This window comes from Pantoea sp. X-Soil-OKNW-556 (assembly GCF_059730695.1).
Window position 1 is genome coordinate 1,403,334 of sequence record NZ_AP035990.1, and the last position, 18,894, is coordinate 1,422,227.

At 58.0% G+C, this 18,894-nt stretch carries 18 protein-coding genes; 11 read left to right on the top strand and 7 right to left on the bottom strand.

Features of this window, described 5'->3' with window-relative positions; translation table 11 throughout:
* Positions 1-86: 86 nt before the first annotated feature.
* From AC6I8T_RS06415 to ybiB, 4 genes are read left to right on the top strand one after another with little or no spacing between them, the layout of a single operon-like run.
* Positions 87-983: a LysR family transcriptional regulator gene (locus tag AC6I8T_RS06415; protein ID WP_497833607.1), complete on the top strand. Its 897-nt coding sequence runs from the start codon at positions 87-89 to the stop codon at positions 981-983.
* Between the two features lie 56 nt (positions 984-1,039).
* Positions 1,040-3,190, top strand: coding sequence for an ATP-dependent DNA helicase DinG (dinG, locus tag AC6I8T_RS06420; protein ID WP_497833608.1), 2,151 nt, complete (start codon positions 1,040-1,042; stop codon positions 3,188-3,190).
* Positions 3,191-3,192: 2 nt separating this feature from the next.
* Positions 3,193-3,846 (top strand): FMN-binding negative transcriptional regulator, encoded by a 654-nt coding sequence (locus AC6I8T_RS06425; RefSeq protein ID WP_208725082.1) that lies wholly within the window; start codon positions 3,193-3,195, stop codon positions 3,844-3,846.
* Positions 3,833-4,801 carry a DNA-binding protein YbiB gene (gene ybiB, locus AC6I8T_RS06430; RefSeq protein WP_208725083.1) on the top strand — a complete coding sequence of 323 codons (969 nt, stop codon included), beginning with the start codon at positions 3,833-3,835 and terminating at the stop codon, positions 4,799-4,801. The genes AC6I8T_RS06425 and ybiB overlap by 14 nt, the downstream gene beginning before the upstream one ends.
* A 3-nt stretch (positions 4,802-4,804) precedes the next feature.
* Here the strand turns inward: ybiB and AC6I8T_RS06435 are convergent, their stop codons facing one another.
* A complete protein-coding gene (locus tag AC6I8T_RS06435; RefSeq protein WP_208725084.1) occupies positions 4,805-5,962 on the bottom strand; it encodes a M20 aminoacylase family protein in 1,158 nt (385 codons plus the stop codon).
* A gap of 388 nt (positions 5,963-6,350) precedes the next feature.
* Between AC6I8T_RS06435 and AC6I8T_RS06440 the strand changes: the two genes are divergently transcribed.
* Positions 6,351-6,560: an Rpn/YhgA-type helix-turn-helix domain-containing protein gene (locus tag AC6I8T_RS06440; RefSeq protein WP_208725085.1), complete on the top strand. Its 210-nt coding sequence runs from the start codon at positions 6,351-6,353 to the stop codon at positions 6,558-6,560.
* 87 nt (positions 6,561-6,647) lie between these two features.
* Here the strand turns inward: AC6I8T_RS06440 and hutU are convergent, their stop codons facing one another.
* Both hutU and hutH read right to left on the bottom strand, forming a co-directional pair.
* Entirely contained in the window at positions 6,648-8,333 is a 1,686-nt protein-coding gene (gene hutU / locus AC6I8T_RS06445) for a urocanate hydratase (protein ID WP_021182520.1), read from the bottom strand.
* Positions 8,334-8,344: 11 nt separating this feature from the next.
* Entirely contained in the window at positions 8,345-9,901 is a 1,557-nt protein-coding gene (gene hutH / locus AC6I8T_RS06450; protein ID WP_497833609.1) for a histidine ammonia-lyase, read from the bottom strand.
* A gap of 317 nt (positions 9,902-10,218) precedes the next feature.
* Here hutH and hutC point away from each other — a divergent pair, with 317 nt between their 5' ends.
* On the top strand, positions 10,219-10,974 hold the full coding sequence (gene hutC / locus AC6I8T_RS06455) for a histidine utilization transcriptional repressor HutC (RefSeq protein ID WP_013508421.1): 756 nt from the start codon (positions 10,219-10,221) through the stop codon (positions 10,972-10,974).
* Here hutC and AC6I8T_RS06460 read toward each other — a convergent pair.
* Together AC6I8T_RS06460 and AC6I8T_RS06465 are read right to left on the bottom strand one after the other, a co-directional pair.
* A complete protein-coding gene (locus AC6I8T_RS06460; protein WP_497833610.1) occupies positions 10,958-11,500 on the bottom strand; it encodes a HutD/Ves family protein in 543 nt (180 codons plus the stop codon). The genes hutC and AC6I8T_RS06460 overlap by 17 nt on opposite strands.
* Positions 11,497-12,852: a formimidoylglutamate deiminase gene (locus AC6I8T_RS06465; protein ID WP_497833611.1), complete on the bottom strand. Its 1,356-nt coding sequence runs from the start codon at positions 12,850-12,852 to the stop codon at positions 11,497-11,499. Before AC6I8T_RS06465 ends, AC6I8T_RS06460 begins: the two co-directional genes overlap by 4 nt.
* 88 nt (positions 12,853-12,940) lie before the next feature.
* Here AC6I8T_RS06465 and hutI point away from each other — a divergent pair, with 88 nt between their 5' ends.
* Both hutI and hutG read left to right on the top strand, forming a co-directional pair.
* Positions 12,941-14,158: an imidazolonepropionase gene (gene hutI, locus AC6I8T_RS06470; RefSeq protein ID WP_208725089.1), complete on the top strand. Its 1,218-nt coding sequence runs from the start codon at positions 12,941-12,943 to the stop codon at positions 14,156-14,158.
* Positions 14,155-14,943, top strand: coding sequence for an N-formylglutamate deformylase (gene hutG / locus AC6I8T_RS06475; protein ID WP_208725090.1), 789 nt, complete (start codon positions 14,155-14,157; stop codon positions 14,941-14,943). Before hutI ends, hutG begins: the two co-directional genes overlap by 4 nt.
* Positions 14,944-15,007: 64 nt before the next feature.
* Here the strand turns inward: hutG and AC6I8T_RS06480 are convergent, their stop codons facing one another.
* Both AC6I8T_RS06480 and AC6I8T_RS06485 read right to left on the bottom strand, forming a co-directional pair.
* Positions 15,008-15,991, bottom strand: a complete 984-nt coding sequence (locus AC6I8T_RS06480; protein ID WP_497833612.1) for an IS110 family RNA-guided transposase — start codon at positions 15,989-15,991, stop codon at positions 15,008-15,010.
* A 182-nt stretch (positions 15,992-16,173) separates the two neighbouring features.
* A complete protein-coding gene (locus tag AC6I8T_RS06485) occupies positions 16,174-16,353 on the bottom strand; it encodes a hypothetical protein (protein WP_303464509.1) in 180 nt (59 codons plus the stop codon).
* Between the two features lie 219 nt (positions 16,354-16,572).
* On the opposite strand from AC6I8T_RS06485, the gene AC6I8T_RS06490 reads away from it, so the two are divergent.
* Genes AC6I8T_RS06490 through AC6I8T_RS06500 form a run of 3 tightly spaced genes read left to right on the top strand, consistent with a single transcriptional unit; the run spans position 16,573 to position 18,893 of the window.
* Complete coding sequence (locus tag AC6I8T_RS06490; protein WP_497833613.1) at positions 16,573-17,421, top strand: transporter substrate-binding domain-containing protein; 849 nt, start codon at positions 16,573-16,575, stop codon at positions 17,419-17,421.
* 12 nt (positions 17,422-17,433) lie between these two features.
* On the top strand, positions 17,434-18,153 hold the full coding sequence (locus AC6I8T_RS06495; protein WP_021182527.1) for an ABC transporter permease: 720 nt from the start codon (positions 17,434-17,436) through the stop codon (positions 18,151-18,153).
* Between the two features lie 11 nt (positions 18,154-18,164).
* Complete coding sequence (locus tag AC6I8T_RS06500; RefSeq protein ID WP_208725091.1) at positions 18,165-18,893, top strand: ABC transporter permease; 729 nt, start codon at positions 18,165-18,167, stop codon at positions 18,891-18,893.
* The last annotated feature ends 1 nt before the right edge of the window (position 18,894 follow it).

Genomic DNA, 18,894 nt, shown 5'->3' on the forward strand with positions numbered 1-18,894 from the left:
TACTTAACTTTAACCAGCAATCACTGAAGGAAAAGGGAGGCACTGACGTAGCGGCGCGATAAATCGCGCCGCTACGTCACAATATTATGCAACCGTTACCCAATCTTAAACTGCTCCAGGTGTTCGCCAGCGTGGTGGAAAACCAGGGCTATTCACGCGCCCAGCAGGCGCTGAACATGACCACGCCGGCGATCAGCGCCTATATGAGCGAACTGGAAACCCAACTGGGGTTTATTCTGTGTCAGCGTGGGCGCGGTGGCTTTACCCTGACCAGCAAAGGGGAAGAGTTTTATCGTTACAGCCAACAGATGCTGACCACGCTGGCAGACTGGCAGACGCAGGTGGAGACGCTGAAAAGCGCGCAGGGCGGTGCCTTTTCCCTCGGGGTGGTGGATGCCACCGTCACCGACAGCACGCTGGATTTACCTGCCGCTATCGCCCGCTTTAATCAGCGTTTTCCGGCGGTATTTTTCAACCTCAGCGTGCGCGATCCCAATGAACTGCAACAACAGCTACTGGAAGATCGCCTCGACCTGGCGATTGGTCACTTCCCGCTGCGCGCCAGCAATCTGGTGACGATTCCGCTGTACGACGAACAGCATTGGTTGTATTGCAGCCCGCAGCATGCGCTGGCGCAGGGGACGCCGGATGTGCGCACCGTGCAGCAAACCGGGATGGTGACGCGACGCTACTGGAACCAGCAGGAACTGAACAAACGTGGTTTCCGTCAGACGAATGCATCGGTGGAGAGTATCGAAGCGCAGTTGACGCTGATCCTTAGCGGGCGGTTTATTGGTTATCTGCCGGAGCATTACGCACGTAGCTGGGAACAACAGGGGGCGCTCTGTCGTCTGCTGCCGCAAGATTTCCACTTCCGCGCGCCGTTCTCCTTTGCTTTTCGCCGTGGCCGGGCGCGCGAAACGTTGATCCGTGCGATGCGAGATATTCTGAATCCAGCGCGAAAAAATAGCAGCGAAAGCTGACGCTGTGGCGATACTGTGTAAAAATACAGGCCATTTTCCCGAAAACAGTTAAGACAATGGCCCTGACAGCAGCGATAAAAAGCCAGATTGCGCAATGGTATAAGGCGCTGCAACAGCAGGTTCCTGACTTTATTCCGCGTGCGCCACAGCGCCAGATGATCGCCGAAGTGGCGAAAAGCCTGGCCGGTGACGAAGGCCGTCACCTGGCGATTGAAGCGCCCACCGGGGTGGGTAAAACCCTGTCATATCTGATCCCCGGCATTGCCGTCAGTCGTGCCGAGGAGAAGCGACTGGTGATCAGCACCGCCAACGTGGCGTTGCAGGATCAAATCTTCAGCAAAGACCTGCCGCTGCTGAAAAAAATCATTCCCGACCTGACCTTTACCGCTGCATTCGGGCGTGGGCGCTACGTTTGCCCGCGCAACCTCGCCGCGCTGGCGGCCAGCGAAGATCAGCAAGGGGATTTGCTGCTGTATCTTGATGAAGAGGCGGTAACCGGCTCCAAAGAGGAGCAAAAGTTATGCGCCGGACTGGAAAAGCAGCTCAGTCGTTACCAGTGGGATGGGCTGCGTGATCACACGGATGTCGCGATCAATGACAGCCTGTGGCAGCGCCTCTCCACCGACAAAGCCAACTGCCTGGGCCATCATTGTCGCTGGTATCGTGAATGCCCGTTCTTTGTGGCGCGACGTGAGATCGAGCAGGCGGATGTGGTGGTGGCGAACCATGCGCTGGTGATGGCGGCGATGGAAAACGAGTCGGTACTGCCGCCTGCGAAACATCTGATGCTGGTGCTGGATGAAGGCCACCATTTGCCGGAAGTCGCGCGTGATGCGCTGGAGATGAGCGCAGAGATCACCCCTGGCTGGAGCAGCCTGCAACTGGATCTGTTTGTGCGCCTGGTGGAAACCATCATGGCGCAGTTCCGCCCCAAATCCCCGCCACCGCTGACCAATCCGGAGCGGCTGAAAGGCCATTGCGATGAGATGCGCGAGCTGTTGCAGACGTTATGCAACGCCCTGAATCCGCTGCTGCCCGACCATAACCAGCCAGGTGAGTTTCGTTTTGTGCTGGGGGAACTGCCGGAAGAACTGCTGACGCTGTGCGCCCGCTTGTTCAAACTCAGCGATGCGCTGCGTGGTCTGGCGGAAGGGTTATTGAATGAGCTGGGCGATCAAACCGGTAAAGCCGACATCATGCGGCTGCATAAAGCGATTTTGCAGCTCAATCGCCACTTTGGCTGGTTTGAATCCATCAGCAAGCTGTGGCGACTGGCGGCTATGGAAAAAGCCTCAAATGCACCGGTGTCCAAATGGGTGACGCGTGAATTGCGCGACGGCCAGGCGCATCTGCTGTTTCACTGTGCCGGGATACGCGTTAGCGATCAGCTGGAGAAACTACTGTGGCGTAAAATCCCCCATGTGGTGGTGACCTCCGCCACGCTACGCTCGCTGAATAGCTTTAACCGGCTACAGGAAATGTCAGGGCTGAATGAGAAGGCGGGTGACCGCTTTGTGGCGCTTGACTCGCCTTTCCAGCATATCGACCAGGGCAAGCTGGTGATCCCTCAGATGCAGTATGAACCGCTGATGAGCAGTGAGGTGGAACATATCGCCGAGATGGCGCGCTTTTTCCGTGCGCAAATGGCGGAAGAGAAACATAAAGGGGTGCTGGTGTTATTCGCCAGTGGCCGTGCCATGCAGCAGTTTCTCACCCACGTCACCGACTTACGCCTGTCGATGCTGGTGCAGGGCGACCAGCCACGTTATCGGCTGGTGGAGCTGCATCGCCAGCGCGTGGAGCAGGGCAAAACCAGCATTCTGGTTGGCCTGCAATCCTTTGCCGAAGGGCTGGATTTGAAAGGCGATCTGCTGTCGCAGGTACATATCCATAAAATTGCTTTTCCCCCGGTGGACAGTCCGGTAATTTTGACCGAAGGGGAGTGGCTGAAGAGCCTCAGACGCTACCCGTTTGAAGTGCAGAGTTTACCCAGCGCCTCATTTACCTTGATCCAGCAGGTAGGCCGTCTGATTCGCAGTCACCAATGCTTTGGCGAGATCGTTATTTACGATCGACGTCTGATCAGCAAGCCGTATGGCAGCCGTCTGCTGGCCGCATTGCCGGTGTTCCCGATTGAACAACCGCCGATGCCCGAGGCCACATCCAGTGCAGCGCCACGCAGAAGGCGCGCAAGCAGAAGGAGTTGAGCATGTTGTATACGCCACGGGCGTTTAACCAGCCGGATGCTGAAGCGCAGCGCCAGCTGGTGCAGCGCCATCCGCTGGGGCTGTTGATCTCCAACGGGAACGATGGCCCGCAGGCAACGCCGTTGCCGTTTTTATTGCAGGTCGATGCTCAGGGGGAGTGGGTGTTGCAGGGGCATTTGTCCCGCGCCAATCCGCATCTGAAAGCGCTGGAGGATGGCATGCCGGTGCTGGTGGTGTTCCAGGGGGAACAGGGTTATATCACCCCGGCGTGGTATGAAGAAAAAGCGCGCAGCGGCAAAGCGGTGCCGACCTGGAACTACCTGACGCTTCACTGCCGTGGTCCACTGATCCGCCATGATAATGCTGACTGGCTGCGGGCGCAGGTCGAGCGGCTTACCGCGCAGCAGGAACAGGGGATGCCGCAGCCGTGGGCGGTGAGCGATGCCCCGGCCACTTACATCGACAGTATGATCAAAGCGATTGTCGGGGTGGAGATTCGCGTGACCCAGCGCGAAGGCAAGTGGAAACTCAATCAAAACCGCAGTCTGACGGATCGCCAGCAGGTGGCCGACGGTTTAGCACAGCAGCACAACACCTCTTTGGCCGCCGAGATGCGGCGCACTCTGGAAGCGGAAACTCCTGATGGAACTGAATAAAATTATCAAAGAAATCGGGCGCGGGAAAAATCACGCGCGCGATATCGATTTCGACAGCGCCGTGGCGTTGTATAGCGCGATACTGGCCGGAGAAGTGCCGGATCTTGAACTGGGCGGTGTGCTGATCGCGTTACGCATCAAGGGAGAAGGTGAGGCGGAGATGCGTGGCTTTTATCAGGCGATGCAGCAGCAGATGATGCGCCTGCAAGCACCTGCTGACCGCCCGATGCCGATCGTCATTCCCAGCTATAACGGCGCGCGCCGTCAGGGCAACCTGACGCCGTTGCTGGCGTTGCTGTTGGTCAAACTTGGCTTTCCGGTGTTGATGCACGGCGTCAGTGATGACCCAACGCGCGTAACCAGTGAAGCGGTGCTGGCGGCGCTGGATATCAACCCGGCCACCAGTGCGCAACAAGCGCAGGCGCTGTTGGATAACGGCGAGCTGGCGTTTATCACCATCGATCATCTGTGCACGCCGATGGCGAAACAGCTATCGCTGCGCTGGCGTATGGGGGTGCGCAATAGCGCACACACCCTGGCGAAACTGGCAACGCCGTTTGCCGAGCGGGCTGCGCTGCGGCTTGCCAGCGTATCGCACCCGGAATATGTGCCGCGTGTTGGCAAATTTTTTCAGGATATCGATGCGCCCGCGTTGCTGCTGAACGGGACTGAAGGCGAAGTCTATGCCAATCCGCAGCGCTGCCCTGCCATCAGCTATATTCAGGGAGCAAATGCCGAGGCTGAAGAGTGGGTTGCGCGTCAACCGGAATGGGAGGTCGCGTTGCCGGAGTCAAAAAATGCGTTGGATACCGCCACCTGGATCCGTGCGGTGCTGGCGGGGGAACGTGCGGTTCCGCAGGCGCTGCGTTTGCAACTGGCCTGCTGCCTGGTCGCCAGCGGGGAAAACGCCAGCCTGGCTGACGCTGAACAGCGCCTCAACCAGGCCGGTATCTGAAGATCAGGCTTTCGCCAGCGTACTCTCCACCAACTGCTGCCAGAAGGTGATGCCGATGGGCAGCAGTTCATCATTGAAGTCGTAACAGGCGTTGTGCAGCGGTGCAGAGGGTGTCGCACCATCGGCACCCAGCCAGAAGTAGGCACCGGGGCAGGCTTCCAGCATACAGGCGAAATCTTCCGATGCCATCGACGGATTCACCTGCCAGTGCACCTGCTGCTCACCGAGTAAGCTTACCGCCGCCTGACGCACCTGTTCAGCCGGTTGTTCATGGTTAGCGGTGACCGGATAACCTGGATACCAGTGAATCTCGCCGCTGACGCCAAACGGGCGCGGCAGCGTACTGACAAAATCCTCAATCAGGCCACGTACCCGATTACGCACATCGGTTTGCAGACAACGTACCGTGCCGCGTAACACAATTTGCTCGGGAATGACGTTAATCGCTTCGCCGCCGTGGATTTGCGTCACGCTGACCACCGCCGATGCCAGCGGTGACAGGCGGCGTGACGGAATGGTTTGCAGCGCCAGAATCAATTCTGCGGCCACGACGATGGGATCGGCACCGCTTTCCGGCATTGCCGCATGGCAGCTCTTGCCGTGCAGAGTGATTTCAAACGAATCGAGCGATGCCATCATGGCACCGGCATTGACCGCCAGCGAACCAACCGGCAGGCCAGGCCAGTTATGCATGGCGTAGACGGCATCCATCGGGAAGCGCTGGAACAGGCCTTCTTCCACCATTTTTCGGGCACCACCGAGGTTCTCCTCGGCGGGCTGAAAGATAAAATGCACCGTGCCGCTGAACTGACGTGTGGCCGCCAGGTGACAGGCTGTCGCCAGTAACACGGCGGTGTGACCATCATGACCACAGGCGTGCATCACGCCCGGCTGGCTGGATTTCCACTCTGGATGGCCTTTTTCGGTGATCGGCAGCGCATCCATATCGGCGCGCAGGCCAATCACCGGTCCGGGGCCATTTTCCAACGTACCAATCACCCCGGTGCCCGCCAGCCCTCGAAACACCTGCAAACCGGCATCCTTCAACACCTGCGCCACCAATTCGCTGGTACGTTGTTCCTGGTAACCCAGTTCAGGATGTTGATGGAGCTGGCGACGCCAGTGCAGGGCGTTTTCCAGCAAAGTGGCAGGCAGGGTCATAGGGCAGGATTCTCCATTATCAGCAGTACGTCCGTGGGCAGGTACCGCAAGAAATTATGTTCCCACTGTAGTGGCAAGCGCGGAGAGCGTCTATCGCGAAACGGGATAATTTGGCTATAGACTATATCCAAATGGAATAAGTAGGTTTTATCCACTGCGAGATAAATTTTATCCCCAGGGACCCCTTTGTTGTGCTTGCTCAACCTGGGGTTAAATCTGATTGTTTTATCACTATATTATGAAGTTCTTAACTCTCTCTGATATTTTCACGCCTTAGATATCAGTGAGATAACTGCTGTGATAACGTCCGGACACTCTCATCACTATGGTGGTTGAACTTGTCGTTAAAATACTGATGCAAGCCAAACCGCAACTCAAGGAACAGATTATGACGATCGAACAACAGTGGCGGCAGGAATCTTATCTGCAAGGGTTTAAAGAAGGGTTTATGGAAGGCTTTCTGGAAGGTTTTCAGGAGAGGCTTCAGGAAGGTAAATTGCAGGTGGCGCAGCGTATGCTGCGGGAGAACGTAGATATTAAAACCATCATGAAATTCACCGGTCTGAGCGAGAAAGACTTACAGCAGATCAATGCCTGAACCACGCAAATTTTGCCGAGTCTTGTGGAGTGATAAATTGCGCAAAGACAGGCAAAAAAATGGCGGGCCTGACGCCCGCCAGCCAGGTTATTTCATCATCGGCAGATTTAGCCCATGCTCTTTCGCACAAGCCTGTGCCTGCTCGTAACCCGCATCCGCATGACGCATGACGCCAGTGGCCGGATCGTTCCACAACACGCGGGCCAGACGCACATCGGCTTCGGCGCTGCCGTCGCAGACAATCACCACCCCGGCATGTTGTGAGAAGCCCATACCGACGCCGCCGCCGTGATGCAGGCTGACCCAGGTCGCGCCGCCTGCGGTGTTCAGCAGGGCGTTGAGCAGTGGCCAGTCGGACACTGCATCCGAGCCATCTTTCATCGCTTCCGTTTCACGGTTCGGTGAGGCAACGGAGCCACAATCGAGGTGGTCACGGCCAATCACAATCGGTGCTTTCAGCTCGCCATTGCGCACCATCTCGTTGAACGCCAGCGCAGCTTTATGGCGCTCACCCAGTCCCAGCCAGCAGATACGTGCCGGTAAACCCTGGAACGCGATGCGCTCCTGCGCCATATCCAGCCAGCGGTGCAACGTTTTGTGGTGTGGGAACAGTTCTTTCAGTTTGGCGTCGGTTTTATAGATATCTTCCGGATCGCCCGACAGCGCCACCCAGCGGAACGGGCCTTTGCCTTCGCAGAACAACGGACGGATATAGGCCGGAACAAAGCCAGGAAAATCAAAGGCGTTTTTCACCCCTTCATCCAGCGCAACCTGACGGATATTGTTGCCGTAATCGACGGTCGGGATACCCATATGGCAGAAGTCGAGCATCGCCTGGACATGGGTTGCCATTGAGGCGCGCGCCGCTTTTTCTACTGCTTTCGGGTTGCTGGCACGCTCGGCCTGCCAGCGGTCCACATCCCAGCCAATCGGCAGGTAGCCGTTGACTGGATCGTGCGCGGAGGTCTGGTCGGTCACGATATCCGGTTTCATGCCGCCCGCTTTGGCGCGTTTTACCAGCTCTGGTAAGATTTCCGCCGCATTGCCCAGCAGGCCAACTGAAATGGCTTTTTTCGCTTTGGTGGCTTCGTCGATCAGCTGCAACGCTTCATCGAGGGTATAGGCTTTGTGGTCGACATAACGGGTACGCAGACGGAAATCGATGCGCGATTCCTGGCATTCAATTGCCAGCACACAGGCACCGGCCAGCACGCCAGCCAGCGGTTGTGCGCCGCCCATGCCACCCAGACCGGCGGTCAGGATCCAGCGGCCGCTCAGGTCGTTATCGTAATGCTGACGGCCCGCTTCGACGAAGGTTTCGTAGGTGCCCTGCACGATGCCCTGAGCACCGATGTAGATCCACGAACCGGCGGTCATCTGGCCATACATCATCAGGCCGGCTTTATCCAGCTCATGGAAATGATCCCAGGTGGCCCAGTGCGGTACCAGGTTGGAGTTAGCCAGCAGCACGCGCGGCGCGTCAGCATGGGTACGGAACACGCCAACCGGTTTACCCGACTGGATCAGCAGGGTTTCTTCCGGCTGTAACGCGCGCAGCGAACGCAGAATCTGCTCAAAGCATTCCCAGTTGCGCGCTGCTTTACCGATGCCGCCGTACACCACCAGATCTTCCGGGCGTTCCGCCACATCAGGATCAAGGTTGTTCTGGATCATGCGGTAAGCCGCTTCAATCAGCCAGTTGGCGCAGTGCAGTTCACTCCCCTGTGGGGCTCGGATTTCACGGGCAACTGCCTGGGTCAGAGTTTCGCTCATCATCAGTTCCTTTATTCAACATTGGTGGTGCGCATGCTCGGCAGCAGCGCAGAAAGGGCTTCCGGCCAGGCATTGCTGCTGGCCCACAGGCGCATGGTGTCAATATCCGGCGCCAGTAAACGGTCCTGATCGAGGAAGGCGACTTGCGCGCGAATACGGCTCATCTCCTGCTCGATAAGGGTGGAACTTTGCAGAGGGCGATGGAAATCAATGCCCTGCGCGGCAGCCATCGCTTCAATCCCCACCACGGCGGCGGTGTTGAAGCACATGCTGCCGAGACGGCGCGCAGCATAGGTCGCCATCGAAACATGGTCTTCCTGATTGGCGGAGGTCGGCAGGCTGTCAACGCTACCCGGATGGGCCAGCGATTTGTTTTCCGATGCCAGCGCCGCTGCGGTCACCTGGGCGATCATAAAGCCCGAGTTGACGCCGCCATCGCGTACCAGGAACGGCGGCAGGCCGGATAAACCGGTATCCAGCAGCAATGCGAGGCGACGTTCGGAAATCGCACCTACTTCGGCCACTGCCAGCGCGATGATATCAGCGGCAAATGCCACCGGTTCGGCATGGAAGTTACCGCCGGAAATCACATCGCCGCTGTCGCTGAACACCAATGGGTTATCCGAGGCGGCGTTGGCTTCAATCTGCAAGACGCGCGCGGCGTGGCTCAGGTTATCCAGGCATGCCCCCATAACCTGCGGGACGCAGCGAATGGAGTAGGGGTCCTGCACCCGGCCACAATTGGCGTGTGAGCTGAGAATTTCACTGCCTTCCAGCAGCGCGCTTACGGCGGCGGCGACACTGATTTGTCCCTGCTGACCGCGAGCCTGGTGGATACGGGCATCGAAAGGTTTGATCGAACCTTTGATGGCTTCCAGCGACAGCGCACCGGCCATCAATCCGGCGGCAAACAGGTTTTCCCCTTCAAACAGGCCACGCAATGCCAGCGCGGTGGAAACCTGGGTACCGTTCAGCAGCGCCAGTCCTTCTTTCGGACCCAGCACAAACGGCGTCAGGCCGACACGCGCCAGACCTTCGGTCGCCGGGAGCAGCACGCCATCAACACGCACCTGACCTTCACCCAGCAGCATCAGCGACAGGTGCGCCAGCGGGGCCAGGTCACCAGAGGCACCCACTGAACCTTTTTCCGGGATACACGGCATCACACCGGCATTAAACAGCGCCAGCAGCGCTTCGATCAGGGCGATGCGGACGCCGGAATGGCCGCGTGCCAGGCTGATGATCTTGGTGGCAACCACCAGACGGGTAACATTATCAGGCAGCAGTTCACCCAGGCCGACGCTGTGCGACAGCACCAGGTTACGTTGTAGTTCGGCAAGACGATCCGCCGGGATTTGCGTCTGTGCCAGTTTGCCAAAGCCGGTGTTGATGCCGTACACCACGTTGCCCGAGGCGACGATGGCATCTACCGTGGCACTGGCGCTACCGATCGCGGCCCGCGCTTCATCAGCCAGCGTTAATGCGACGCCACCCTGGTAAATCGCGCGCAGTGTGGCGAGGTCCACTTCACCGGGAACGAGGCGAATATTCTGAACCGAACCTGACATAGTCTACTCCTGTCTATACAAGTAAAGCGGCAATCACGGACAACATTGGCTTGTGGAAGTTTTGTCGGCGATGCCATGAATAATGCGAGTGAAGCATAAGTGTCTATTCTTGTCTATACAAGTAGCAAGCGCTGTGCCAGATTGATCACATTCTGTGAACAGCGTAGTGATGCGGATTGATATCCAGGTCGCGTGGCGCTTTGCACTGTAATAAGGCAAATGCTGCACAAGCAGTGGGCTGGTTGCACTGCGGGATGTATATACATTTACCGCCTGAGACAGTAAACTCTGGGCACTATCAGGAAAAGGAACAGGATATGGTTGAGCAAACGGCAATAGCACAATTGGCCGCGGCCATGGGTGATGAGCCTGCGCCGATTTACCAGCGCGTTAAACAGGCGATCATCAGCCAGATCCGTGAAGGTCACTGGAAGGCCAATCAACGTGTACCGTCGGAAAGCGAGTTGGTGAACGAGCTGGGCGTCAGCCGTATGACCATCAACCGGGCGTTGCGCGAACTGACCAGCGAAGGTTTTCTGGTGCGTATGCAGGGCGTGGGCACCTTTGTCGCCGAGATGAAGGGCTACACCGCGATGCTGGAAGTGCACAACATCGCCGATGAAATCGCCCAGCGCGGCCATCGCCACAGCTGCAAAATTTTGTCGCTCGGGCAGATGAAGGCCGACCCGGAGCAAGCGGCGGTGCTGGGTTTATCCACCGGACAGACGTTGTACCATTCGTTGATCGTGCATTACGAAAACGATATGCCGGTGCAACTGGAAGATCGTCTGGTCAACCCGCTGGTGGCACCGGATTATCTCAGCCAGGATTATCATCAGTTAACGCCTTACACCTATTTGATGCGCGTCGCGCCGTTAACCGCCGGCGAGCATATCGTTGAAGCGGTGTTGCCGGATCTGCGCCAGCGTAAGCATCTGGCGCTGGATGAGCACGAACCCTGTTTGCTGATCCGTCGTCAGACCTGGAGCGATACCAAAATTGTTACCTACGCGCGCCTGCTGTACCCCGGCTCGCGTTACAAGTTACTGGGTCGTTTCAGAGGACACGGCTGAGTGCGGTAAACAGCAGGCTGGCATCGGCAGAATACGGTGCCAGCTGCGTCTCTTCATCCAGCCACCACATCCCCTGATTCACCTCCAGCACCTCACCTTCGGCGCTTTGCCAGAGACCAGACAGCACCCAGGCCACACCATGCGTGGCCCGCACCGCCTGCTGCTGCACCGTCACCAGTGCCTGCCAACTGTCGCGGCGTGTCATGATGTTGAAATCCTGACAGGCGCTTGCGCCGATACGGGCATCGATCGCCCATTCACCCGGGAACGGCCAGGGTTGATGCGGCTGAAGTTGTTGCTCGCCCTGCGCGCTGGTCAGCAACACGCTGTCACCGTGCAGCAGGGTGATCACCCGATCAATACCGGGGAAGGGGGAAAAGGGACCATCAGCGGCGATAGTGGCAATGCTGGCGCGCCAGGCAAAATCCGCCACACCGGGCGGATAACTGATGATCTCGCGAGTTTCGCCGCCGCCGTTGCGCCAGCGGCTGACCGGTAAGGTGTCGTAAGCGAAACGGGTTCTCATCGTAACGCCCTCATCGCTGCGGCAAAACGTGCCGCACAGGCTTCCTGCGCCGGGTGCTGGCCTTGTTCAATCACCGCCTTGCCCGCGACAAATACATCACGAATTTGCTCGCGCTGTCCGGCAAACAACCAACGATTGAGCAGCGAGGCGTTTTCAACGCTGCCGAGCCAGGCATCCTGATGCAGCACCAGCCAGTCGGCACGTTTACCGACCGCCAGCTCACCGCTCTTGATACCGCAGGCCTGTGCGCCGCCTTGCGCCGCCTGTTGCCACAGCAGATCGCCAACGGAAGCCTGATCGGGGGTGGTGATGCGGTTACGACGACGATCGCGTAGCCGTTGGCCGTACTCCAGCCAGCGCAATTCTTCGAGCGTGCTGAGCGACACATGGCTGTCGGAGCCAATCCCCCAACGACCACCACGGGCGATGTACTCCACCGCCGGGAAGATGCCGTCACCGAGGTTAGCCTCCGTGGTCGGACACAAGCCCGCCACCGCGCCGCTGGCTGCCAGACGCGCGATTTCGTCATCATCGAGATGGGTGGCATGAATCAGACACCAGCGTTGATCGACCTTAAAGCGATTCAACAGCCAGGCCACCGGACGTTCGCCGCTCCACGCCAGACTGTCGTTAACTTCTTTTTCCTGCTCCGCCACATGGATATGCACCGGCAAGTGATCCGGGCTGGCGGCCAGGACCTCGCGCATCTGCGCTTCATTCACCGCGCGCAGCGAATGGAAGCACAGGCCGTGATTAAACAGCGGTTTGTCAGCGACCCAGGTTGCCAGCCGTTGCTGCTGGTGCAGATACGCGTCGGTCTGCTGAATAAAGCGGCGCTGCCCGTCGCTGGCCGGTTGCGAACCAAAACCGCTGTAGCTGTAGAGCACCGGCAGCAGCGTCTGGCCAATCCCGGCGGTCGCCGCCGCGGCCATCAGTTGTTGCAGCATGTCATCATCGGGATAGGCTTTGCCCTGAGCGTCATGGTGCAGGTAGTGGAACTCCGCCACCTGGCTGTAGCCGCCTTTCAGCATCTCGATATACAGCAACGCGGCGATATCGCCGACCTGTTCTGGCGAGAGGCGCTGCACCATGCGGTACATCAGATCGCGCCAGGTCCAGAAACTGTCCTGCGGATCGCCAGCCACTTCCGCCAGACCGGCCATCGCGCGTTGAAACGCATGCGAATGCAGGTTGGCAATGGCCGGGATCACTGATCCCGCGAGGCGCGAGGCGTTACCCGGTTCGCTATTGGGGGTGAGATCGGTAATCACTCCGGAAGAATTAACAGAAATCAGCACTTGCTCATGCCAGCCATCGGCCAGCAATGCCCTGGGGGCAAAAAAAGTCGTCATGGTTGATCCTACACGGCGGTTGGTTGTATATACATATACATACTTTGATGAGCAGTGTAAATCGCCAAAGGCGAAGGGGACACGGGGGATGGCAGAAGCGAAGCAGATCGACAGCCTGTGGCTGGGCGCAGATATTGTGACCATGCGCGAGGGCCGCTACAACCTGATTGCCGACGGCGCGCTGGCGGTGGATCAGGGAAAACTGGTGTGGGTAGGCCCGCGCAGTGAGCTACCGGCATTTAACGCGCGTGAGCAGCACCAGTTTGAGGGGGGCATCATCACGCCGGGTTTGGTGGATTGTCACACCCATCTGGTATTTGGCGGTGACCGCAGCGCGGAATTTGAGCAGCGCCTGAACGGTGTCAGCTATGCTGAGATCGCCGCGCAGGGCGGCGGCATCCTCTCCACGGTACGTGCGACGCGTGCGGCGACTCAGCAGGAACTGGTGGCCTCGGCGCGCTGGCGGCTGGATCGCCTGCTGGCGGAGGGGGTGACCACAGTTGAGATCAAGTCCGGTTACGGGCTGGATGAAGCCAGTGAACTGACGATGCTGCGTGCCATTCGCGAGCTGGCGCAAAGCGTGCCTGCCGATGTGCTGGCGACCTGTCTGGCGGCGCATAGCTTTCCGCCCGAGTTTAAAGACAACCCGCAGGGCTGGGTGGAGATTATTTGCGAGCGACTGTTGCCGCAGGTGCAGGCGGAAGGGTTGGCGGATGCGGTGGACGCGTTCTGTGAACATCTGGCCTTCTCGCCACAGCAGGTCAGCGCGGTGTTCGATAAAGCCAGGGCGCTGGGGATGCCGGTGAAACTGCATGCCGAGCAGCTCTCCTCACTGGGTGGTGCGGCGCTGGCCGCAGGTTACGGCGCATTGTCGGCAGACCACCTCGAATATGCCACCGAAAGCGATGTGCAGGCGATGGCGCAACATGGCACCGTCGCGGTGCTGCTGCCGGGCGCGTTTTACCTGCTGCGCGAAACGCAGAAGCCGCCGGTAGCGCTGTTCCGTCAGTATGGGGTGCCGATGGCGCTGGCCAGCGATGCCAATCCGGGTACGTCACCGGCATTATCGCTACGTCTGATGCTGAATATGGGTTGCACGCTGTTCGGCATGACGCCGGAAGAGGCGTTGGCAGGTGTGACCCTGTGGGGCGCACAGGCACTGGGTTTACAGCAGACGCATGGTTCGCTGGAGTCAGGCAAAGTGGCGAACTTCGTCCACTGGCCGTTGGCGCGTCCGGCGGAGCTGGTTTACTGGTTGGGCGGCGAATTGCCGTGCCAGGTTATCTATCGTGGAGAAGCGCAATGACACCGTTTCATTTTACTGAAGGGAAGCTGCCGCTGCTGGTCAGCATTCCGCATGCCGGGACGCAACTGACGCCAGAAGTCGATGCCGGATTAAGCGACGCCGCTCGTGGTTTGCCGGATACCGACTGGCATATCCCGCTGCTGTATGATTTTGTGCGCGATATGGGAGCCAGCGTGCTGATTGGCCACTACTCGCGTTTTGTTATCGATCTCAACCGTCCGCCGGACAATCAACCGTTGTACAGCACTGCCACCACCGGGTTGTACCCGGAAACGTTGTTTGATGGCACGCCAACCTTTGCGCCAGGCAAAACGCCGACGGCGGCGCAACGTCAGGGGTATCTGGATAATATCTGGCATCCGTACCATCAGCAGATTCAGCAGGAACTGGCGCGTATCAAGGCGCAGCACGGCTACGCGTTGCTGTTTGATGCGCACTCAATTGCTTCGGTGATCCCCCGTCTGTTTGAGGGGCGTCTGCCGGATTTGAATATCGGGACCAATGACGGTGCCAGTTGTTCATCAGCGGTGACGACAGCGATTCAGGACGTGTGCAGCGCGCAAACGGATTACAGTTGGGTGATCAACGGACGCTTTAAGGGCGGCTATATCACCCGTGCTTATGGGCAGCCAGAGCAGGGCGTGCAGGCGGTACAGCTGGAGCTGGCGCAGATCAATTATATGGATGAAACCCCACCTTTCGCGTGGCAGCAGGCACGCGCCGCCCAGTTGCAGAAGGTGTTGAAGCCGTTGTTGCAGGCGTTTTTGCAGCAGGGTAAAGCGTAAACCCCCCACGATAAAGCGTGCCGCTATAAATGTTTGCACGTTACCGTAGCTACCGTCTTGAACGTCAAGCGGTAGCTGCGTAATTTTCATCCCACTTCATCCGCGTTTTCAGCACCCCGAAGCACTGATGAACCAGCTTGCGCATCACCGCTCCAAGCGCGGCCTTGCTGGCTTTGCCCTTCGCGATTAGCCTCTGGTACAGCGCCTTCGCTGGGGCATTCCACCTGATCGCTACGATCGCCGCCATATACAGTTTCGCCCTTACGTCTGCCGGGCCTGTTTTTGACATCCGCGCACGCCCCCTGACTGAGCTCCCGGACGTTTTTTCCACCGGTACCACACCCAGCCACGCAGCGACCTGTGAAGCACTCCGGAACGGACACGAGCGCAGCACCGACAGCATTGTCGTGCCCACCACGCTGCCTATTCCTTTTATCGATTCCAGCAGCTCACGGTCTTCCTTCAGACCCGGATGATTATCTGTGTGGTCTGAGATGAGCGCTTCAATACGCTTCAGCTCGTCCCTGTGGGCTTTCAGGGTTCTCTCCAGCGAGTCAATGATTTCAGGCGCTGTGCGGGTTGAATGGGCTTTTTCCAGTCGGTTCTCCGCCCGCTGGACATCAGCCTGAAGTGAGTCCCGCAGACGCACCAGCTCCCGAAGTTTACGGACCTCCGGGGAGGGTGGCACCCAGGCATCAGGCTGTTTCAGCTCGCCATAACGGGCCAGGATGTAAGCATCAACGGAGTCGTTTTTAGTCAGGATAGCCATTCCACGGGCGAACTCCCTGACCCGCTGAGGATTGCTGATGCAGACCGTGACGGGGGTATTTTCATGAAGACTGAAGGCGACGTTTTCGTGATAAATGCCGGTCGCTTCGAGCACCACCATCACCTGTTCAGGATGGCATTTTTGCCTGATTAACCAGTCATTTATCTCCCGGCCGGCGTCGGGATGATTTTTGAGGGTTTTGGTTTTCTTTTTCCCGTTGCCGGGCAACAGGCAGAGGTCGAGTTTGTTTTTACTGACATCAATACCGAGATAAATCATAAGACAGCTCCCTTTCACATGAACCATCACGCCATCTTGCCTTGTACATACGAAGTCAGAGCTTCTGGTTACCGTTCAGAGTAGATGCTGGCGTGAAAGGAGAAACGGAGGGCTTTAAGCTACGGCACAAGATCGGGTCTTAAGCGGCGCGACAAGCTGCCTCCGTTTCGTGTAACGGGTAGCTAACCAGTTACAACTTCAAGATACAAGCGGCGCGATTTATCGCGCAATGTTTTGGCGCGGAAAGCAAAACCCGCGCGATAAATCGCGCCGCTACGATGCGTGTCTGTTACTGAAACCTTGCGCCAGTGTGGTGCGAGCCTTGCCACTCCATAGTGCAACTCACCGTTCCGTTGCTTCATATCCCCTGATTCCACCTGGCATTACGAGCTGGCACAACGTTTGCTAGGTTGTATGTACAAGTACAGACCGCATCGCCATTCACACGATTTATTGCATCTGGCTCACAAAAAACTCAAGCCGACAATGATCTGGCGCAGGCTAACTTGTATATACATGAAATGTCATTTGCGAAAAAACGCAAAGACAGCACCTACCGATTATCGACCAGGAGAAGCCGCATGACGCACCGCACCACATTTCGCCGTTTTTGCCTCACGACCCTGTTTTCCAGCCTGCTGCTGAGCGGTGTTGCCGTGCAGGCCAAAGAGTGGAAATCGATCACCATTGCTACCGAAGGCAGCTATGAACCCTGGAACCTGACCCTGCCGGGCGGCAAACTGGGTGGCTTTGAACCTGAGCTGATGACCGATCTGTGCAAACGCATGGGGGGTCAGTGCAAGCTGGTGGTGCAGAACTGGGACGGGATGATCGCCGGACTGAACGCCGGAAAATATGATGTGATCATGGATGCGATTGTTATCACCCCGGATCGCAAAAAAGTGGTCAGCTTCACCACGCCGTATGCCTCTACGCCAGCCACCTTTATCACCGTAAAAGATTCTCTGCTGCCGCCAGACAGCAAAATCATCAAGCTGCACGACGATGCCAAAGAGATCGAGCCGGCGATTGCACCCCTGAAAGCTGCGTTGAAAGGTAAAACCATCGGCATTGCCTCCGGCACCGTCTACACCCCGTTTATCGATAAATACTTCAAAGATGTCGCTGACGTACGCGAATACACCACCTCGGCGGATGCCATCCTTGATCTTCAGGCCGGTCGTATCGACGCGGTGTTCGACGATGTCACCTTTGCGCAGTCGATGCTGGCGCGTAAAGAGAACAGCAACCTGACCTTCAGCGGCCCGCAACTGGGTGGCCCGATTTGGGGTGAAGGCGAAGCGATGGGCGTGCGCATGGCTGACAGCGATCTGAAAGCCAAACTGGATGCCGCCATCCATGCGGCGCTGGCCGATGGCACCGTGAAAACCCTGAGTGAGAAGTGGTTTAAAACTGACGTAACCCCGTAAGTGAGGTCAACCATGATGAGCCTGTTGAGTTTTGGTGCTGACGGCTGGGGCCGTCTGATCCTGAGCGCTGCCCTAACCACCTTGCTGCTGTCGCTGGCGGCGTTGCTGATTGGCGCGCTGGTGGGATCCGGCATCGCAGCGGCGAAACTCTCCACGCAACGCTGGCTGCGCTGGCTGGGCGAAGCCTATTCCACGGTGTTTCGTGGTATCCCGGAATTGTTGGTGATCTACCTGTTCTACTTCGGTGGTTCCGGATTGATCACCCTGATCGGTCAGATGTTCGGTGCGGATGGTTTTATCGAAGCGCCGCCGTTTCTGATTGGTGCTCTGGCGATCGGGCTTATCTCGGGTTCTTATCAGGGTGAAGTCTACCGGGCAGCGCGGCTGGCGCTGGCGAAAGGTGAGATTGAAGCTGCCGTCGCCATCGGTATGCCGCGATGGCGCATCGCCCAACGCATTTTGCTGCCACAAGTGGTGCGCTATGCGTTGCCCGGCATGTCAAATGTCTGGCAGATGAGCCTGAAAGATTCGGCGCTGGTGTCGGTAACCGGCATCGTTGAATTGATGCGCGCCAGCCAGATCGCCGCCGGTTCTACCCGTGATTACTTCACCTTTTATTTAGTGGGCGGTGCCTGTTATCTGGTGCTGACTCTGCTTTCCAACCATGCGTTTCGCCGGGCGGAATTACGCCTTGGCCGCGCCTGGCAAAGTCGCACTGCGGCGCAGCATTAAGGAGCAGCAGTATGATCGACTTTGCCTTTCTGAGTGACACCTTTCTGAAACTGAGCGCCGCGCTGCCGGTCACGCTCGGCCTGTTTATCAGCGCCTTTCTGTGTGGTGGGGTGCTGGCGTTGGGCATTCTGACGCTGCGCATGAGCCGCTGGCGGGTGCTGAGTGGCTTTGCGCGCGGCTATATTCTGGTGTTTCGTGGCTCACCGCTGTTGATTCAACTGTTTTTGATTTACTACGGTCTTGGTCAGTTCGGCGTGATCCGTCACAGCTTTGTCTGGCCGTTTCTGCGCGAACCCTTTACCTGTGCCGTGCTGGCGTTGTCGCTGTGTACCGCCGCCTATACCGCCGAGATCCTGCGTGGCGCGCTGTTGGCGGTGCCACCAGGTCAGGTAGAGGCGGGGCTGGCGTGCGGCATGTCGCGTGGCCTGCTGCTGCGGCGCATTATCGCGCCGATTATGTTGCGTTACGCGCTACCGGCTTACTCCACCGAGGCGATTTTGCTGGTGAAATCCACCGCCCTTGCCAGTCTGGTCACCGTCTGGGACGTGACCGGTGTGGCACAGCAGATCATTCAGCGTACCTACCGCACTATGGAGGTGTTCCTGTGTGCGGCGGCTATCTATTTGATTCTTAATTTTATTATCGTCCAGCTTTACGCGCTGCTTGAGCGCCGTCTGACCCCGGTGCATCGCGTTGAAAAAAAGCCGTTGCCCGCCGTTAAACCGATTGCCGGAGAGTGAT

What these genes read in the sequence shown, in the direction of transcription:
- AC6I8T_RS06460 (WP_497833610.1), bottom strand. Translation starts at nt 11,500, where the DNA reads ATGAGAACCCGTTTCGCTTACGACACCTTACCGGTCAGCCGCTGGCGC.
- AC6I8T_RS06495 (WP_021182527.1), top strand. Translation starts at nt 17,434, where the DNA reads ATGATGAGCCTGTTGAGTTTTGGTGCTGACGGCTGGGGCCGTCTGATC.
- AC6I8T_RS06425 (WP_208725082.1), top strand. Translation starts at nt 3,193, where the DNA reads ATGTTGTATACGCCACGGGCGTTTAACCAGCCGGATGCTGAAGCGCAG.
- hutC (WP_013508421.1), top strand. Translation starts at nt 10,219, where the DNA reads ATGGTTGAGCAAACGGCAATAGCACAATTGGCCGCGGCCATGGGTGAT.
- AC6I8T_RS06440 (WP_208725085.1), top strand. Translation starts at nt 6,351, where the DNA reads ATGACGATCGAACAACAGTGGCGGCAGGAATCTTATCTGCAAGGGTTT.
- AC6I8T_RS06485 (WP_303464509.1), bottom strand. Translation starts at nt 16,353, where the DNA reads ATGAAGCAACGGAACGGTGAGTTGCACTATGGAGTGGCAAGGCTCGCA.
- hutI (WP_208725089.1), top strand. Translation starts at nt 12,941, where the DNA reads ATGGCAGAAGCGAAGCAGATCGACAGCCTGTGGCTGGGCGCAGATATT.
- dinG (WP_497833608.1), top strand. Translation starts at nt 1,040, where the DNA reads ATGGCCCTGACAGCAGCGATAAAAAGCCAGATTGCGCAATGGTATAAG.
- hutG (WP_208725090.1), top strand. Translation starts at nt 14,155, where the DNA reads ATGACACCGTTTCATTTTACTGAAGGGAAGCTGCCGCTGCTGGTCAGC.
- AC6I8T_RS06500 (WP_208725091.1), top strand. Translation starts at nt 18,165, where the DNA reads ATGATCGACTTTGCCTTTCTGAGTGACACCTTTCTGAAACTGAGCGCC.
- AC6I8T_RS06415 (WP_497833607.1), top strand. Translation starts at nt 87, where the DNA reads ATGCAACCGTTACCCAATCTTAAACTGCTCCAGGTGTTCGCCAGCGTG.
- AC6I8T_RS06490 (WP_497833613.1), top strand. Translation starts at nt 16,573, where the DNA reads ATGACGCACCGCACCACATTTCGCCGTTTTTGCCTCACGACCCTGTTT.
- AC6I8T_RS06465 (WP_497833611.1), bottom strand. Translation starts at nt 12,852, where the DNA reads ATGACGACTTTTTTTGCCCCCAGGGCATTGCTGGCCGATGGCTGGCAT.
- AC6I8T_RS06480 (WP_497833612.1), bottom strand. Translation starts at nt 15,991, where the DNA reads ATGATTTATCTCGGTATTGATGTCAGTAAAAACAAACTCGACCTCTGC.
- ybiB (WP_208725083.1), top strand. Translation starts at nt 3,833, where the DNA reads ATGGAACTGAATAAAATTATCAAAGAAATCGGGCGCGGGAAAAATCAC.
- AC6I8T_RS06435 (WP_208725084.1), bottom strand. Translation starts at nt 5,962, where the DNA reads ATGACCCTGCCTGCCACTTTGCTGGAAAACGCCCTGCACTGGCGTCGC.
- hutH (WP_497833609.1), bottom strand. Translation starts at nt 9,901, where the DNA reads ATGTCAGGTTCGGTTCAGAATATTCGCCTCGTTCCCGGTGAAGTGGAC.
- hutU (WP_021182520.1), bottom strand. Translation starts at nt 8,333, where the DNA reads ATGAGCGAAACTCTGACCCAGGCAGTTGCCCGTGAAATCCGAGCCCCA.